Annotated in this window: 14 protein-coding genes; 4 read left to right on the top strand and 10 right to left on the bottom strand. The window is 70.3% G+C overall.

Features of this window, described 5'->3' with window-relative positions:
- Nucleotides 1-88 precede the first annotated feature (88 nt).
- A complete protein-coding gene (locus KZ686_RS04855) occupies nucleotides 89-985 on the top strand; it encodes a DUF6279 family lipoprotein (protein ID WP_265633129.1) in 897 nt (298 codons plus the stop codon).
- A gap of 189 nt (nucleotides 986-1,174) precedes the next feature.
- Here KZ686_RS04855 and ttcA read toward each other — a convergent pair whose 3' ends face one another.
- The 3 genes from ttcA to KZ686_RS04840 form a co-directional block, all read right to left on the bottom strand.
- Nucleotides 1,175-2,152, bottom strand: a complete 978-nt coding sequence (gene ttcA / locus KZ686_RS04850) for a tRNA 2-thiocytidine(32) synthetase TtcA (RefSeq protein WP_265633128.1) — start codon at nucleotides 2,150-2,152, stop codon at nucleotides 1,175-1,177.
- Nucleotides 2,153-2,312: 160 nt separating this feature from the next.
- The gene (locus tag KZ686_RS04845) at nucleotides 2,313-2,705 is read right to left on the bottom strand and encodes a dihydroneopterin aldolase (protein ID WP_006575896.1); all 393 of its coding nucleotides are present in this window, start codon (nucleotides 2,703-2,705) and stop codon (nucleotides 2,313-2,315) included.
- A gap of 109 nt (nucleotides 2,706-2,814) precedes the next feature.
- Nucleotides 2,815-3,660: an SDR family oxidoreductase gene (locus KZ686_RS04840; RefSeq protein WP_265633127.1), complete on the bottom strand. Its 846-nt coding sequence runs from the start codon at nucleotides 3,658-3,660 to the stop codon at nucleotides 2,815-2,817.
- A 15-nt stretch (nucleotides 3,661-3,675) separates the two neighbouring features.
- On the opposite strand from KZ686_RS04840, the gene KZ686_RS04835 reads away from it, so the two are divergent.
- Both KZ686_RS04835 and KZ686_RS04830 read left to right on the top strand, forming a co-directional pair.
- Nucleotides 3,676-4,872 (top strand): class I SAM-dependent methyltransferase, encoded by a 1,197-nt coding sequence (locus KZ686_RS04835; RefSeq protein WP_265633126.1) that lies wholly within the window; start codon nucleotides 3,676-3,678, stop codon nucleotides 4,870-4,872.
- Between the two features lie 15 nt (nucleotides 4,873-4,887).
- Nucleotides 4,888-5,082 (top strand): DUF2905 domain-containing protein, encoded by a 195-nt coding sequence (locus tag KZ686_RS04830; protein ID WP_053820940.1) that lies wholly within the window; start codon nucleotides 4,888-4,890, stop codon nucleotides 5,080-5,082.
- Here KZ686_RS04830 and KZ686_RS04825 read toward each other — a convergent pair.
- The 6 genes from KZ686_RS04825 to KZ686_RS04800 all read right to left on the bottom strand — a co-directional run bounded on the left by KZ686_RS04825 (nucleotide 5,077) and on the right by KZ686_RS04800 (nucleotide 15,077).
- Complete coding sequence (locus KZ686_RS04825) at nucleotides 5,077-6,993, bottom strand: hypothetical protein (RefSeq protein ID WP_265633125.1); 1,917 nt, start codon at nucleotides 6,991-6,993, stop codon at nucleotides 5,077-5,079. The two genes, KZ686_RS04830 and KZ686_RS04825, sit on opposite strands and share 6 nt — an antisense overlap.
- Before the next feature lie 256 nt (nucleotides 6,994-7,249).
- Nucleotides 7,250-9,514, bottom strand: a complete 2,265-nt coding sequence (locus KZ686_RS04820) for a hypothetical protein (RefSeq protein WP_265633124.1) — start codon at nucleotides 9,512-9,514, stop codon at nucleotides 7,250-7,252.
- A gap of 283 nt (nucleotides 9,515-9,797) precedes the next feature.
- Nucleotides 9,798-11,042 (bottom strand): multifunctional CCA addition/repair protein, encoded by a 1,245-nt coding sequence (locus KZ686_RS04815; protein ID WP_265633123.1) that lies wholly within the window; start codon nucleotides 11,040-11,042, stop codon nucleotides 9,798-9,800.
- Between the two features lie 27 nt (nucleotides 11,043-11,069).
- Complete coding sequence (locus KZ686_RS04810) at nucleotides 11,070-11,759, bottom strand: glutathione S-transferase family protein (protein WP_265633122.1); 690 nt, start codon at nucleotides 11,757-11,759, stop codon at nucleotides 11,070-11,072.
- Nucleotides 11,760-11,945: 186 nt separating this feature from the next.
- Nucleotides 11,946-12,968: a complex I NDUFA9 subunit family protein gene (locus KZ686_RS04805; RefSeq protein WP_150082767.1), complete on the bottom strand. Its 1,023-nt coding sequence runs from the start codon at nucleotides 12,966-12,968 to the stop codon at nucleotides 11,946-11,948.
- A 138-nt stretch (nucleotides 12,969-13,106) separates the two neighbouring features.
- Nucleotides 13,107-15,077, bottom strand: coding sequence for a lytic transglycosylase domain-containing protein (locus KZ686_RS04800; protein ID WP_265633121.1), 1,971 nt, complete (start codon nucleotides 15,075-15,077; stop codon nucleotides 13,107-13,109).
- 149 nt (nucleotides 15,078-15,226) lie between these two features.
- Between KZ686_RS04800 and KZ686_RS04795 the strand changes: the two genes are divergently transcribed.
- On the top strand, nucleotides 15,227-15,859 hold the full coding sequence (locus KZ686_RS04795) for a 5-formyltetrahydrofolate cyclo-ligase (protein ID WP_265633120.1): 633 nt from the start codon (nucleotides 15,227-15,229) through the stop codon (nucleotides 15,857-15,859).
- 112 nt (nucleotides 15,860-15,971) lie between these two features.
- On the opposite strand, the gene KZ686_RS04790 is transcribed toward KZ686_RS04795, so the two are convergent.
- Nucleotides 15,972-16,742 (bottom strand): Mut7-C RNAse domain-containing protein, encoded by a 771-nt coding sequence (locus KZ686_RS04790; protein ID WP_149317226.1) that lies wholly within the window; start codon nucleotides 16,740-16,742, stop codon nucleotides 15,972-15,974.
- Nucleotides 16,743-16,785: the final 43 nt, after the last annotated feature.

Below are 16,785 nucleotides of genomic sequence, written 5' to 3'. Positions count from 1 at the left end.
CGGGCGGCGGAGAGCTGCCGTTGGCGCGTCCGGCGATTCTAGCATGGGGGGTATCCGCCGCTTGACGGCTGTTGCGCAAATTCACAATGTGCGGTGGCGCGAACTGATCGCGGCGGGGATGCTGGTATTGCTGACCGCCTGCAATGCGATGAAGCTCGGCTACCAGCAGGGCGACCACCTGGCCTACTGGTGGATCGACAACTATGTCGACGTCTCCGACGACCAGGAGCCGCAGACCCGGGATGCGATCGCCCGCTTCTTCGCCTGGCATCGGCGCGAGCAGCTGCCCGAGATCGCCGCCTTGCTGCAACGCGCCAAGAGCGAGGTGCAAGGGCCGGTGACCGAGGCCCAGCTGGAGCGCGTGCGCGACGATACGCAACGGATGGCCCGCGTCGCCTTCGACCATGCGATCCCGGATGTCGCCGATCTGCTGTTGACACTGACGCCGGACCAGATCAAGCGGATGGAGCGCAAGTTCGCCGACGGCAACGAGAAGTACCGCAGGAAATTCCTGCGCGGCAGCCCCGACGATCGCCTCGAGGCACGCTACGACAAGGTGATGGAGTGGGCCACGCTGATCTACGGGCGCTTCTCGCGCGAGCAGCAGGACGCGATCCGCGCCGCGCTCCGCCCGGTGGTCGACAACGCCGAGTCGCGCTTCGGCGAACGGGTGAAACGCCAGCAGGCCTGGATGGCGCTGGTCCGGCAGGTCCAGGCGGAACACCCGCCCAAGGCCCGCGTGATCGCGCTGCTGCAGCGCTTCGGCGACCAGTGGCAGGCGCCGCCGACGCGCGAGCGCCGCGTCAGCTACGAGGCCAATACCGAGGCCGGACTGACGGTGGCGGCGCAGATCGCCAACATGACCACGCCGGAGCAGAAGCGCCACGCGGTCGAGCGCTTCCAGAAGTGGATCGAGGATACGCAGTCGCTGATGCGCGAGGCGCCGCGGCAGCCGGCCACGGTGCCGTCGCGCGCGGCCAACTGAGGCGGCGCCGAAGGAAAGCCGAAGGAAAGCCGAAGGAAAGCCGAAGGAGAGCCGAAGGAGGGCCGAAGGAGGGCCGAAGGAGAGCGGAAGGCGGGCTCAGAGAGAGCCCGCAGGAGCCCGAAGGCGCGCTGAACGAACCGGTGCTCGAGCGCCGAAGCCTGAACGAACCGGTGCCGAGTCCCCGAGGCTTTATTCCGCCGCCGACGCGGCCGCCGCAGTGGCGGCCACCGCCGCGCCCTCGGCCTGCGCGCCCCGCCCCCCCGGCCTCTCGAAACGGACGAATTCCATCCGGTTCTCGGCGCTGCCGCCGGCGAACACCAGCGGCTGCTGCGAGAAGGTCGAGTCGCCGAACAGCGAGGCCTCGTCGACCTTGGCCAGCCCGGTCGCCAGGCCGTTGAAGTCGAACAGCTCGGTATCGGCCAGGTGCGACGGCACCACGTTCTTCAGCGCCGAGAAGATATTGTCGATGCGGCCCGGATTCTGCCGCTCCCACTCGAGCAGCATTTCCTTGACCTTCTTGCGCTGCAGGTTCTCCTGCGAGCCGCACAGATTGCAGGGGATGATCGGGAATTCCATCGCGCGCGCATAGGCGGCAATGTCCTTCTCCGAGCAATAGGCCAGCGGGCGGATCACGATGTGCTGGCCGTCGTCGGTGGCCAGCTTCGGCGGCATCGCCTTCATCTTGCCGCCGAAGAACATGTTCAGGAAGAAGGTCTGGACGATGTCGTCGCGATGGTGGCCCAGCGCGATCTTGTTGGCGCCCAGCTCCTTCGCGGTGCGGTAGATCACGCCCCGGCGCAGCCGCGAACACAGCGAGCAGGTGGTCTTGCCCTCCGGCACCTTCTCCTTGACGATCGAATAGGTGTCGGCCTCGACGATCACGTACTGCACGCCGATATTGTCGAGGTAGCGCGGCAGCACGTCCTCGGGGAAGCCCGGCTGCTTCTGATCGAGATTCATCGCGATCAGCTTGAAGTCGATCGGCGCACGCTTCTGCAGCGCCATCAGCACCGACAGCATCGTGTACGAGTCCTTGCCGCCCGACAGGCAGACCAGCACCGTATCGCCGTCCTCGATCATCTTGAAGTCGCCGATCGCGCGGCCGGTCTGCGACTGCAGATAGGTCTCGAGGCGGTAGAAGTTCCTGGAGTGGGTGGTTTCGGTCATGGCGGGAGGGAAGGCAACGGGCGGGGCGCCGTTCTGGCGCAATCGAGCCGGGTATTTTAGCGGAGCGCCCCGACGGCTGCATCGAGTGCCGGGGGCATCACGAAGACGCGCGACCCGGCGGCAAGCCTGGCGCCCGGCTCGACGGCGGGCCGATCGCCGCCTAGCTCTTGATATGAAACACCTCGACCCCGACCGAATCGCAATCCGGATACACGTCGGGCTTCTCGGTCGACACCCGCACCGCGCGCACCTTGGGGTGGCGCAGCATCGCGCGGGCGACGTCGTCGCACAGGGTCTCCTGCAGGTGGACGTGGCCCAGCGCCATGCGCTCGGCGACGGTATTGCGCATGAAGTCGTAGTCGACGACCTCGTGCAGCTTGTCGTCGTGCGGCGTGCTTTCCGCCAGCGGCACGTACAGGTCGATATTGATCAGCACGCGCTGTTCGCCCTTCTTCTCGAACTCGTGCACGCCGATGTTGATCTGCACTTCGTAGTTGCGCAGGAACATGCGGCGGCAGTCTTGCAGGCTGGGATGGGAAAGAGCGGCGGACATGGCGGCGTGGGAGAGAAAGGGGAGACGGGGGAGAGAAGGGAGCCGGAAATCGGGAATCTGGAACCGGCAAAGGCCGCCGATGGTACAGGCGGCCGCGGCTCCAGGGAAGTCATTCGGTCAGGAACATCACGTCGCGCGCCAGCGGCATCAGGTGCTGGCCGCCGTCCACGTACAGCGTAGTGCCGGTGACCGCACGGGCCTCGGCGAGATAGGCCACGGCCTGGGCGATATCGTCGGGCGTCGACGACTGGCCCAGCGGCGTCATCCGGTGCGCGCGCTTGAAGCCGCCGCCGGACTGGTCGCCCGACACCAGCGTGATGCCCGGCGCCACGCCGACCACGCGCAGGCGCGGCGCCAGCGCCTGGGCCAGCTGCATCGTCGCCGTCTGCAGCGCGGCCTTGGACAGCGTGTACGAGAGGAAGTCCGGGTTCAGGTTGTCGAGCTTCTGGTCCAGCAGGTTGATCACCACGCCGCGCGCATCGTCCGGCAGCGCCCGGTGCAACTCGCGCGACAGCAGCAGCGGCGCGGCGACATTGGTGCGCATATGCGTATCGAGCGAGCCGTAGGAAAAGCTGGTGGCGACGTCGTACTGGAACAGCGAGGCGTTGTTGACCAGGCAGGTCGGCGTGCCGAGGGCGGCGGTGCAGGCGGCGATCAGCCCGCCGGTCGCCGCCTCGTCGGCCAAGTCTGCCTGCAGCACCGCGGCGCGGCGGCCGAGCGCGCGGATCTGTCCGGCGACCTCCTCGGCCTCGTCGCGCGAGCGATGGCAGTGCACCGCGATATCCCAGCCGCGCGCCGCCAGTTCCAGCGCGATCGCGCGGCCGATACGGCGGGCGCCGCCCGTCACCATCGCAATGCCGCGGCTCGGGCCGGGCGCGACCGCCTGCGTCGACGAGGCCGAGGACGAGGCCGTCGTCGAACCGGGCGCGGCGTCGGAAGAAGTGAAATCTGGCATTGCTACAATCGCGGGATGCAGAAAACCGGTAGTTTACCCCTTCCCTCCGCGGACGCGCTCGATGCCTCCACGGCATTGGCCGCGCGCATCGGCGAGGCGATCGACGCCGCGCAAGGCTGGCTCGGCTTCGACCGCTACATGGCGATGGCGCTCTACACGCCCGGGCTCGGGTACTACAGCGGCGGCGCGGCCAAGTTCGGCCGCGACGTGCGCGACGGCAGCGACTTCATCACCGCCCCCGAACTGACGCCGTTCTTCGCCCGTACGCTGGCGCGCCAGCTGGCGCAATGGCTCGAGCAGGGCCTGGACGAGGTGATGGAATTCGGCGCCGGCACGGGCCGGCTGGCGGCGGATCTGCTGCTGGCGCTCGAAACCGAGGGCCGGCTGCCCTCGCGCTACTGGATCGTCGAACTGTCCGGCGAGCTGCGCGCCCGCCAGCAGGCCACGCTGGCCGGGCGCGCCCCGCATCTGGCCGCCCGGGTGCAGTGGCTCGACGCCCTGCCCGCGCGCTTCGAGGGCGTGGCGATCGGCAACGAGGTCCTCGACGCGATGCCGGTACGGCTCTACGCGCGGGTTGGCGGTGTCTGGCATGAGCGCGGGGTCGCGTGCAGCGATGGCGGCGAGCATGGCAACGTTGCGCGCTTCCGCTTCGCCGACCGGCCGCTTGGCGCGGCCGACGTGCCCGCCGCCGTCGCCGCGATTCCGGGCGACCACGACATCGTCACCGAGACCCATGCCGAGGCCGAGGGCTTCGTCCGCTCGCTCGGCGCAATGCTGTCGCGCGGCGCGGCGCTGCTGATCGACTACGGCTTTCCGGCCAGCGAGTACTACCATCCGCAGCGCACCGGCGGCACGCTGATGTGCCACTACCGCCATCACGCCCACCCCGATCCGTTCCTCTATCCGGGGCTGCAGGACATCACGGCCCACGTCAACTTCAGCGGCATCGCGCAGGCGGCGGTGGACGCGGGCCTGGAGGTTGCGGGCTTCGCCTCGCAGGCGCGCCTGCTGATGAATGCCGGCATCACCGAACTGCTGATGTCGCTGGACCCCAACGATGCGCGCAGCTTCCTGCCGGCCGCCAACGCGGTGCAGAAGCTGCTGTCCGAAGCCGAAATGGGCGAGTTGTTCAAGGCCATCGCGCTGACGCGCGGCCTGGGCGACAGCGTGCCGATCGGCTTTGCCGCGGGCGACCGCAGCCACACCCTGTAGCCACGGAACGCCCCCATGCTGCGCTGGACACTGACCATCTTCCTCTCCGTGATCATCCTGTCGTCCGCGCTGCCGTGGCTGCAAAAGATCGGACTGGGCCGCCTGCCGGGCGACGTGCGTTTCCGGCTGTTCGGCCGCGAATGGGTGCTGCCGTTCGCGTCGACCGTGCTGCTGTCGCTGATCGCGCTGCTGGTCGGCCGGCTGCTATGACGGTGCGCCGGGTGCCGGCGGCAGGTCCATCGGCGGCACCCCGTCGTACAGCGTAGTCAGCGCCGTCAGCGCCCTCAGCCCCTCGGGCCACGGCCCGCCATCCGCTTCCGACAACGCGATCTGCAATTCCCTGAGCGCGTGCAGCGGCGAACCGCGATACGCCGGCGGCAAGCGCCGCACCGCCTCCACCAGCGCCTGCCATATTCCCGGCCACGTCTCTCGCGGGCGCCCCGCCACGGAGCCACGCGCCAGTTCCGACAGCACGCTGGCGCGCCGAGCGGCCGGCAGGCCGGCGGCGCGCTCGAGCAACAGCAGGCAAGCATCGGCGTGGTCGATCGCCGCGGCTGCCACCAGCCACCGCTGCTCAAGGGCCGGCGGCTGCGGGGCAATCGTCCGCAGCAAGGCCGCCCATGCCGGTGCCCGCTCCGCCGGGCCGAGGATCACCCCGGTCAGCCGCCAAAGCGCCAGCCAGGGTTGCTCGCGGTGATCGGCGGAAAGGCGTGGCAGCAAGGCGGCCAGGCGCGGCACCGCGCGCGCCGCCATCGCCGGCGATAGCCGACGCAGCTGATCGCAGGCCCGTTGCAGCTCGCGGTTCAAGGCAGCGGGCGGCAACTGCGCCAGCAGGTCCAGATAACCCTCCCAGTGGCGCTCGCACTGGTCCGGAAAGGCGGCGCAGAACGCGTACAGCAGCGGTGCGCGTCCTGCCGGCGGCAACTGTGCGGCGGCGTCGGTCATCGCGTTCCAGCGCGCATCGGGATAGGGTCCGCTCAATTCCGCCAGCGCGGCGGCCAGTGCCTGCAGCGGCCCCGCGCGATGGTCGATCGGCAGCGCGTCGACGGCATGCCCGAACAGCCCGGACCAGGCGTCGCGCCTGGCCTCATGGGGCAGCAGGCCGAGCGAGGAAGCATGCGACGCGATCAGGACCGCGCATCTCGGCGGTGCCAGCCTGCCCGCCTCCGCCCACAGGTCGCCCCACAGACGCGGCGCCACACAGACGCCGGGCGCCGCCTTGCAGACGATCGCGAGCCAATGGGCCCGCGCCGCCGCATCGGTACACGCGTGCTGCCCTTCGGTCCACAGGCGGTTGCTGCATTCCAGCACCTGCTCGCGCGACGATCCGGCATGGCTCCACGCGGCGACCCGGCTCAGCACCTGAAGCCGGCTCTCGCCAGGCAGATCCCGCAGCGCCTCCCATACCCACTGCCGCAGCTGGGCCGACAAGTCGATGTCGTCGGCATGCAGCCACGCCGGCCCCGCTGCGTCCGCCAGCGCACACAGCACGGCAGTGCGCTGTGCCATGGCGGCCGCGCCTTCCTGCTGCGCCAATGCCGGGTAGGCCGATTGCACGGTGGCCAGCAGCTCGACCGGGGCCCTGCCGAGCGAACGTACCGCCCAACACATCGCCGTGATCAACGGTGCAACCTGCGCGCCCGGCACCGCCATGGCGCGCTGCAGGCATGCCGGCAACGCGGCGGCCGCCTCCTGCGTCAAGCGGGGAAATTCGGTGCAAAGGGCCAGCAGCGCCGTGGACTGCTGCGGCGGCGGCAGTCCGCATACCAGCTGCAACAGCGATGCCTGCAGCGAGCGCAGGTGCCGCGTCATCTCCACGTGGTCGGCGATGCGTTGGCGCGTGGCCAGGTGCGCCAGCTTGCCGCAGCACGACAGCAATGCGCACAGCGGGCGCTGGCGCAGGTCGGCCGGCAGCGTCGCGACCGCCTCGATCATCGGACCGCACGCCCTCGCGCCCACGAACGGGTGCATCGACGCCAGGCGTTCGGCCAGTGCGGCCATATGGCCGGCGCGGAGGTTCGGCGCAATGACGCCTTGATCGATTTCCCGCAGCGCAGCCTGCAAGGTCGACAGATTGGACACGCGGCCGATGCACCAGTCGATCCTTGCCGACTGGATCATGGACGCGAGTGCTACTCGCGTGCGCCGGTCGGTCTGCGCCATCCCGCAAAGGGGGCGATGGTCCAGATGGCCGGCGACATGCCGCAACAGATCGGTTGTCAGTTCGTGCCATGTGGCGCGCGTCTGCCTGCCCGGCCCGCCCGGCTCGCGTTGCCCCGTCGGCCCGGTTTGCCCAGGAGCCGCGGTCGGCGCGAACGCCTGGTGCGTCATGAAGCCAGCATCGATTTGCCGAAGCATGGTGCCTCCGTGAAACGGCTCAGGGCCAGGTCTCGTCGATCCGCTCGCGCTTCGGCGCGATGGCCCGCATCGCCACCGGATACCGCGGCCGCTTCAATACACGGCGCACCAGCGCGGATTCCGCAAAGGGAGCGATCGGCTGGAACCCGGCCGGTATGTCGTCGGGCGCCACGCCGCGCAGCAGCGCGACGAAGTGCGAGCGGGCCGCCAGGCGGATGCCGTGGGGCAGCTCGCCCAGCAAGCGCGCCAGCGATGGCAGCGGCGCGCCGCGATAGTGCGTCGGCAATTCCCGTACCGCGCGCACCAGTTCCATCCATGCCGTCACGCGTTCGCTGGCATGCCAGGCCATGGGGCCCTGCGCGCCGGCGCAACGCGCCAGCCGGGCCAGCACCTCGGCCCGCAGCGCGGCGGGCAGATCGCGTACTTGCATCAGGACCCATTCGCACCGTCCGGCGTCGGCATTCCAGGTCGCACCGAGCAGGCATTGCTGGCGGGCAACGGGCGGCTGTCCGGCCAGCAATTCGGCGAGCGTGTCCCACGCGCGTCGATGCCCTTCCGGGTCGAACTCGAACACCCGATGCACACGCCGCAACAACATCTGCCACGGCGCATGCCGCTGCGCGGGCGGCAGGGCCGGCACCGACCGGGCGATGTCCCACCACGCCGGGGCCCGCTGCGCATGCGGCGCGAGTTGGGCAATCCAGTCGGCCAGTTGGGTCAGTACCCCGGCCCGCTCTTCCATCGGCAGGCGCGTCATGATGATCCGGTGGCACGGCGCCCAGAACCGCTCCACGTTGCCGATTTCGATGCACGCGAGCAATACCTTGACCTGCGACGCCGCCGGCAGCGGGCGCAGTGCGTCGAGCAGGCGCTGCCAGCGAGGGTCCTCCATGTCCGCCTCGTCGGTCAGCAAGGCATCGGCCAGTTCCGCCAGCGGCCCGGCCCGCGACGCCGCCGGTACCGCGACGATCCGCTCGTGGAGCGCGTGCCAGCGGGCCTCGCGGTCGGCCGCCTCGACCGGCACCGCGACGCCGCGCGCCAGCATGGCGAGCACCGGGCCTTGCCCGTCCGGCGGCAGCGTTGCTGCCGCGTCGAACAGGCGGTCCCAGGCATCCGGTGGCTCCGCCCATCCGTGATGGGCGGCCAGTGCGCCGAGCCAGCGCGCCCACTGCGCCGGATCGGCGGCGAAACGCTGGCCCGCGTTCCACAGCAGGGGCCAGCGCTGCGCGGCGCTGTCGCTGAGCCGCTGCGACCCGGGTCCGGCAAGGGCGACCATCACGTCGAGCGCGGGACCGGCGGGCAAGGCCCGCGCGGCCTCCAGCAGATCGCACCACAGTCGATGCGCCGCCGGCTCGTCCCGGACATAACCCGCTTCCCACTGAACGTCGAGCGTATCCGCGAGGCCGGCCAGCACGGCAGCCTGCTCGCTCCATGAGGGCTCGCCGTCGGGCGTCTGCAGTCGAGCACGGGCCTGCAGGAACTGCTGCACGCGCTCGTCGGCGCGCGTTGCGCGGACGAACGGAAAACGCCGCAGTATCTGCGCCAGCACGGCACCGCGGTCGGGCATGGGCAGCTGCAGCGCCTCATCGATCCACTCGTCGACATCCGGCATCGCGTCCTGCGTCAGCGAGGCGATACGCAGGCATGCGATCAGCGGCTCGGCGCGCTGCGCGGGCGGCAGGTGCTCCACCGCCAGCAACAGCGGCAAGGCGCCGCGTGGATGGCAAACCAGTTCCTCGCAACGAGCCAGGCCCTGCATGACGCCGACCACGGGCCGCGCCCGCAGCGGGGCAGGCAGCCGCGCAATGCCTTCGAGCAGGACATCGCGTGCGGCCGCGACCATGCCGCCATCCAGCCTCGGCAGGCGTTCGGCCAGCGCACACAGCGCGTTCGCTCGGTTGGCATCGGACAGCAGCGGGTCGCGCAGCGCTCGCACGGTGTACCTGAGCGTCGACAGGCTCGACACGCAGGCGATGCGCCAGCCGACGCGGGCCGTCACGGTGCACGATGCCAGCGCCTGATGCGTGCGCTTGTGGGTCAGGCGCAGCGCCTCGAGCGCCTGCCATGGCAGGAAGCTGCCGACATGGGCGACGAGTTCCGCGGGCAGGCGATGCCAGCCGGTGCTGGTCTGCGCATCGGGCCCGGCATCGGCGTCGGCATGGGAGTTGGCAGGGAGACCGACATTGGCATCGGCATGGACATCGGCGGTTGCCTGGGCGCCGGATTCGTTCGATGCCGAAGGCATCGGACAGGCGGGGAAATACGGAGCGATGGGATCTGGCATGGCGTATGACCTCGGAGAGGACAACGCCGACGCGTGGCTGCCGTGCCCGGTGGGGGTCCGCCATGATGAAGGGACGATGCACTCGGAGGGCAGGCGTCGGCGACGATCGGCTCGAATGCCAGACGGCGGGCCAAGGGACCCCGCATTCGAGCGAGGCGCCATTGTGTTGGCCTCGCCGGACGCTCTCTTTCGATTTGCAGCGGCAGCTTGCTGCCACGGCCGCGCCTGCAGGGCCGCCTGTGGCTTTGTGTGGGCCGCGCGTCAGGCCCCGGCCGGCAGCGCGTCAGGCCCCGGCTTGCCCCAGCACGCCTGCCACCGCGGCGACGCGTGCCTGGTGCACGCGCTCGCGGATCAGCTCGACCTGCCCCGCGCATTCGCGCGCGATGGCGCCGGCATCGACGCCGGCGGCGGCCTCGCGAGCGGCCAGCAGGCGCGCCGGTTGCGGATAGTCGCGCTGCTCGAAGCCGAGCCGGCCGCGCGCGTCGGCCTCGCAGGCCTGCAGGGCCTCGGCGAAGCGCTCGGGCTTGCGCAGCGCGTCGCAGCGCTCCAGCAGCCGCGTCACCGCCGCGGCACCGAATTCGCCGGATCGATGGATATTGCCGTGCTCGCGCGCGACCAGCACGGCGAGGTCGCGGCAATCGGTCGGCACGCGCAGCCGCTTGCAGACCGCTTCGAGCAGCGCCACGCTGCGCTGCTCGTGGCCGATATGGCGCGGCAGCACGTCCGCGGGCGTGGTGCCCTTGCCCAGGTCATGGACCAGCGCGGCGAAGCGCACGGTCAGCGGCGCCTGCATCGCGGCGGCGGTATCGATGACCATCATCACGTGGACGCCGGTATCGACCTCGGGGTGATACTCGGCGCGCTGCGGCACGCCCCACAGCCGGTCCAGTTCCGGCATCAGCCGCGCCAGCGCGCCGCACTCGCGCAGGACCTCGAACATCCGCGACGGGCGCGCCTCCATCAGCCCGCGCGCCAGTTCCTGCCAGACCCGCTCGGCCACCAGCGCATCGACCTCGCCGCTGTCCACCATCGACCGCATCAGCGCCAGCGTCTCCGGCGCGACGGTGAACTCGGGCAGGCGCGCCGCGAAGCGCGCCAGCCGCAGGATGCGCACCGGGTCCTCGGCAAAGGCGGGCGACACGTGGCGGAACACCCGGGCGGCCAGATCGCGCTGGCCGCCGTGCGGATCGATCACCGGGCCGACCAGTTCGCCGTGCTCGTCGACCTCCTGGGCCATCGCATTGATGGTCAGGTCGCGCCGGATCAGGTCGTCCTCCAGCGTGACGTCGGGCGAGCAATAGAAGGCAAAGCCCTTGTAGCCGGCGGCGGTCTTGCGTTCGGTGCGCGCGAGCGCGTATTCCTCGCGCGTGCGCGGATGCAGGAAGACCGGGAAGTCCTTGCCGACCGGCTTGAAGCCGGCCGCCTCCATCTGCGCCGGGGTCGCGCCGACGACCACATAGTCGCGGTCCTGGCTGGGCGTGCCCAGCAGCTGGTCGCGGATGGCGCCGCCCACGGCATAGATCTGCATCAAGCGTCCTTCGTTGGTGCCGTGCCTTCAGTGATGGACTACGACCGCGTCGTCGCGATCCGGCGCGACGCGATACGGTTCGTCCGGCGCGAGGAAATCGCGCTCCTCACGGGCGGCGGCGATCCAGCGCTGCAGCGCCGGCAGTTCCAGCACCAGGTCCGCGTAGGCCTTGGCCGGTTCCGGCAGATGGACGCCGTAGGTCGCGAAGCGGCACACCACCGGCGCATAGTAGGCATCGGCGATCGAGAACGCGCCGAACAGGAAGGGGCCGGCCTGGCCGAAGCGCTCGCGCGCCTGCTGCCACAGCTGCACGATGCGGTCGATATCGCGCTGCACCGCGACGTTCCAGCCCATGCCGGGCAGCATCGCGCTCAGGTTCATCGGCATCTGGCTGCGCAGATTGCCGAAGCCCGCATGCATCTCGGCGCAGATCGAACGCGCGAACGCGCGCGCGGCCGGATCCTGCGGCCACAGCTGCCTGTCGGGGAAGCGCTCGGCCAGGTATTCGACCACCGCCAGCGAGTCCCACACCACGATATCGCCGTCGATCAGCGCCGGCACCTTGTTGGCCGGCGCATAGCGGCCGATCTCCTCGGCGAAGCCCGGCGTAAACAGGCGCACCGGCACTTCCTCGAACGGAATGCCGGCATGCGACATCAGCAGCCAGGGACGCAACGACCAGGAGGAATAGTTCTTGTTGCCGATGACGAGCTTCATTTGCGAGTCCTTCGAGAGGGAGAGAGCGAGGCGCGCACGGTGGATGGCATGCCGGGGAGACGGCTCGGCGCGCCACTCTGCGCTTCAGGCCGAACATTGTAGCCAGCGGCTCCGGACCGGACCAAACGAATTGGACTCGCAAGCGGTGTCAATCCGGGTCACATAGGCGGCGCGCCAACGTGTTCCTCACCGCCGATGCACGCTCGAGCGCAGCGCCTCCAGCCGGGTCTCCCGGCCGCCCGACAGCGCCTCGGTCATCACCGCCTCCAGGCTGGTCGGATGTACGCCCAGCTCCGGCGCCATGGGGCCGCTCAGCACATTGTCCAGACGCATCGAATCGAGGTTGTCGCGCGACATCACCGGGCCGCCCGGCATGTGTTCCAGCACGGCCGCCTGCAGGCGCGCCAGCGCATCGGGCAGCGCCAGCACCGGCCGCGGATGGCCCGACGCCTCGCCGGCGAAGCGCACCAGTTCCTCCAGCGTATAGACCTGCGGGCCGCCCAGCTCGTAGCAGCGGCCAATGGTGGCCGGGGTCGCCATCGCATTGACCATCGCCTGCGCGACGTCCTGCACGTAGACCGGCTGGAAGCGCGCCTGCGCGCAGGCCAGCGGCACCACCGGCGCGAGCCGCTGCATGCTGGCGAACAGATTGAGGAAATGGTCGTCGGGGCCGAACACCACCGAGGGGCGGAAGACCGTCCAGTCGAGCCCGCTCTCGCGCACCGCGCGCTCGCCGTCGCCCTTGCTGCGCAGATACATCGACGGGCCAGCGCTGTCGGCGCCGAGCGCGCTCATATGCAGCAGCCGGCGAACGCCGGTGCGCCGCATCGAGTCGATCAGCCGGCGCGGCAGCTCGACATGGGCCGCAGCAAACCCGGGCCCGTAAGGATCGCCGCGCCCGCCGTGCAGCACGCCGACCAGATTGACGACGATGCCCTCGATGCCCAGCGAACCGATCGCGCTGTCGAGCGCCGCCTCGTCGGTGACATCGAGCACCACGATCTCTACCCGCGGCAGGGCCAGCAGATCGCGCGCATTGTCCTCGTTGCGGGTTGCCACCACGATCCGCTCGGGGTCCATCGGCGGGATCACCACCGTCGCGTGCTCGAGCGGCGCGTTGCTGTGGTTGGCCACGCCCGACAGGCGCGCGACCAGATGACTGCCGATAAAGCCGGAACCGCCGATCACCAGTACATTGCTCGTCAGCATGATGTCCTCCGTGGCACGGTGGCCGCGGCACGGCTGCCGCGGCGGGTTTCGACCCAGCGTTCGCGCTGCGTTCGACCTGCTTTCGGTTCAGGCCGGACACAGCGGCGGACATCGCGCGAGCGCGCCTTCAGCGCACCATCAGGGCAGGCTGGTGGTGGTCACCTGCGACGGCACCACGGTGCCCAGCCGCGCCTTCAGCGACTGCGGATGTCCGTGCATCAATGCAGCATAGTACGTGGCGTTGGAGAGCACATTCTTGACGTAGGTTCGCGTCTCCGTGAACGGAATGGTCTCGGCGAAGATCGCGCCCTCGACCGGCCGCGACAGGCTGGTGCGCCAGCTCTTGGGCCGGCCCGGGCCGGCGTTGTAGGCCGCCGAGGCCAGCGTCTGCGAGCTGTCCAGGTCGGTCAGCACCATGCTCATGTAGCTGGTGCCGAGCAGGATGTTGACGTTCGGATCGCTCATCATCGACGGCGTGAAGTCCGTCATGCCGATCTTGCGGGCGACGTACTTGGCGGTGGCGGGCATCACCTGCATCAGGCCGTGCGCGCCGGCGGACGAGCGCGCGTTCATGATGAAGCGCGACTCCTGCCGGATGATGCCGTAGGCCCAGGCCATGTCCAGGCCGGCCTCGTCGGTGGCGCGCTGCATGATGTCGCGGAACGGCATCAGGAAGCGCAGCGAGAAGTCGTGCTGCGCCTGCGTGCGGTCGGCGGTGTTGACGGTGCGGTCCAGCAGCGAGATGCGGCGCGCGTACTCGGCCGCGGCCAGCAGCTCGCGGTCGCTCATGCCGCGCAGTTCCCAGTTCCACTCGCGGTTGCCCTCGAAGCGCAGGTCCATGTCGTAGAACGCCTTGGCGCGCTGGAAGCCGGGGCGCGTGCGCATCGCCATGGCCTCGGCATCGCTGACCTGGGTACGCGGCGGCAGCGTGATGCGCTGGCCCAGCTCCTCGCTGGCCAGCTGGCCGTAGAAATGGAAGCCGCTGGCGATGGCCTGGTACTGCTGGCGGGCCTCGTCGTTGCGGCCCGCTTCGGCCAGCGACCGGCCCAGCCAGTAGGTCCAGGCCGGATCCTTGGTGCGCAATTCGGGGCGCATCGATTCGATCGCCAGGCGCACCAGCTTCCAGTCACCCTGGCGCAGCGCCGCGCGCACGCGCCATTCCTGCGTCTCGGTCGACAGCCACTGGTTGCCGCCCAGCTCGACCTGGCGGCGGAAGTAGCCGGCCGCGTCGGGCAGCAGCTTCTTGGCGGCGAACTGGCCGACCACGCCCCAGCCCGCGCCCTGCTCGTCGCGCGACAAGCTGCCGGAGCTGGCGGTCAGGTAGACGGCGGCCTGGGCCGGATCGTTGCGCGCCATCTTGACCACCGTGGCCAGCGTATCGCCGTCGACGGCGCCGTCCGGCACGGTGGCGGCGATGCGCCCGGCCAGCGTGGTGTAGTTCTGCTCCAGCGCCGTGCGGGCCTGGAAGGCGACGTCCGCGCGGGTGATCTGGCGGCTCTGGTACAGATAGCCGATCAGGTCGACGCAGCCCTCGCCATAGTTCTTCGGCTCGGTCAGCAGCGCGCGCGCCTCGACGGCGACGTTCTGCCCCTTGAGCGCGCGCGACAGCAGCGCATAGCACTCGACCTGGGTATCGTCCTTCAGCACGAACTGCGGATACTGCGCGTCGAAGTTGGCCCAGTCGCGCCGCTTGCCGAGCACCAGAAGCCAGTCGTTGCGCATGCGGTCGGCGATCGCCTCGCCCTGGTAGCGCTGCAGGAACGCGCGCACCTCGTCGTCCGGCGCGTCGATGCGCGCCAGGCCGCTGGCGTCGAACAGCTGCGGCTTGATGCGGAAGTATTCGACGTACGACGGCACCGGGTAGTCGACCAGCGTGGCCGAGATCGCATAGGCGCGCGCCACGTCGTTCTTGCGGGCGGCCTCGCGCAGCGCGCGGAAGGCGTCGTCCGGATTGCTCGGGATCATCGCCGACGCGGCGCCCTGCCCGTTCGACGATACCGTGCGCTTCTGCGCGGCGGCCGGCGTTGCCAGCAGCGTCCAGCTCAATGCGGTGGCGATCGCGGTCAATGCGAACTGCCCCGCACGCTGCCGATATACTCCCTTGCGCATCCTGTCTTTCCTTGTTGTGGCGGCCCGGCCGGCCCTCCATGTGGCTGCCGAACCGCTTGAAAACCAATAGTCCGCGGACATTATCACACGCACTTCTCACCGGCCGACGCTGGACTAACGCCCCGCTTCGGCCCGTATTTCTTACGCTCATGGCCAACGCACCGACCGGTCCGCTCGATCCCTCGCCAACGTCCCCGCCACCGTCGTCGCCGTCCGGCGATCCGGCGGCCGATCCCGCCGCGGAGCGCCGGGCGCTGCGCGCCGCGCTGCTGCAGCGTCGCGCCAGCCTGCCGCAGCGCGAGCAGCTGGACGCGCGCATCGAGGCCGAGCTGGCCGCGCTGCTCGACTGGCTGCCGGTGCGTTGCCTGGGGTTCTACTGGCCGATCCAGCAGGAGTTCGACGCGCGCGCCCTGGTGGCGCGCTGGCTGGCGGGCGCACCGGGGCGCGACGCCGCGCTGCCGGCGGTCAGCCGCCCGGGCGTGCCGCTGGACTTCCATCGCTGGACGCCCGACACGCCGATGCGCGAAGGCCGCTACGGCATCCCGGTGCCCGACGGCACGCCGGCGGTGACGCCCGACGCGCTGCTGATTCCCTGTGTCGGTTTCAGCCCGGAGAAGTTCCGCCTGGGCTACGGCGGCGGCTTCTACGACCGCACGCTGGCCGCGCTGCCGGCCAGGCCGGTCGCGATCGGCATCGGCTACGAAAGCTGCCGGATCGCGCTGGCGCCGGCCGCGCATGACATCCCGATGGACTGGATGGTGACCGAGGCCGGGCGCTTCTAGGGTCCCTGCCTGCCCACCTTGGCGTCGTCCCCGCGAATGCGGTGGGCCAGTGGCCTTTGAAGACGCTGGATGCCCGCTTTCGCGGCAACGACAGCATGGCCGGTCGGCCTCGTCAGCCATCCGCGGGCGCGGACGCCGTGCCCTCCGGCAGCATCAGCGAATCGACCAGCGCCCGCATCCGGCGCCAGTGCGAGCCTTCCCAGAACACCCGCCGGCAGGCCTCGCAAGTCGAGAAGCGCTCGTGCCGCTCCAGCACGGCGGGCGGCACGCGCCCGGCCACCTCGTCGCTCGACGCGGCGCGCAGCGGCACATTGCAGCTCAGGCACAGCGAAAACGGCCGCGCCTGCCGGCGCAGGTCCAGCCGCGCGAAGATCTCGCGCAGCTGCGCCTGGGGCTTGAGCGCGCGCACGTAGCAGCCATGCGTGATGCTGCCGCGCTTGAGCAGCTCGCGGTCGCGCGTCAGCACGATGCGGCCCTCGCGCGCGGCGATGGCCTCGATCTCGCGGTCGTCGAAGTGGTTGTCGTAGAGGGTGTCGTAGCCGGTCAGCCGCAGCAGCGCGGCCAGCCCGCCCAGATGGGCGTCGGCGACGAAGCGGGTGACCCGCAGCGGCGCGGGCCGTACCCGCAGCAGCGGCGTGACGTCGAGCGCCTCGAAGGTCGGGTAGACCGAGACCCGGTCGCCGTCGGCGAGCACGCGGTCGAAGCCGCACGACTGGCCATTGACCAGGATCAGCTCGACCTCGGTGTGCGGCACCCCGAGCGCCTCGATCATGTGCTTGACCGTGGCCGCGCGGGCGCACGGACAGGACCAGTCCCGTCCGCGCATCGCCGGGGGAAGGAAATCGTTCAGCTCCTCGTAGAAGCGGAACGTGGCGGTAACCATGCGGCACAGTATGCCATCGGCGCCCTGCACCGCATGGCCGCCG

This window comes from Cupriavidus cauae (assembly GCF_026210475.1).
Taxonomy (GTDB): Bacteria; Pseudomonadota; Gammaproteobacteria; order Burkholderiales; family Burkholderiaceae; genus Cupriavidus; species Cupriavidus cauae.
The sequence above is the reverse complement of the archived record's forward strand: the minus strand, read 5'-3'. Positions and strand labels throughout refer to the sequence as shown.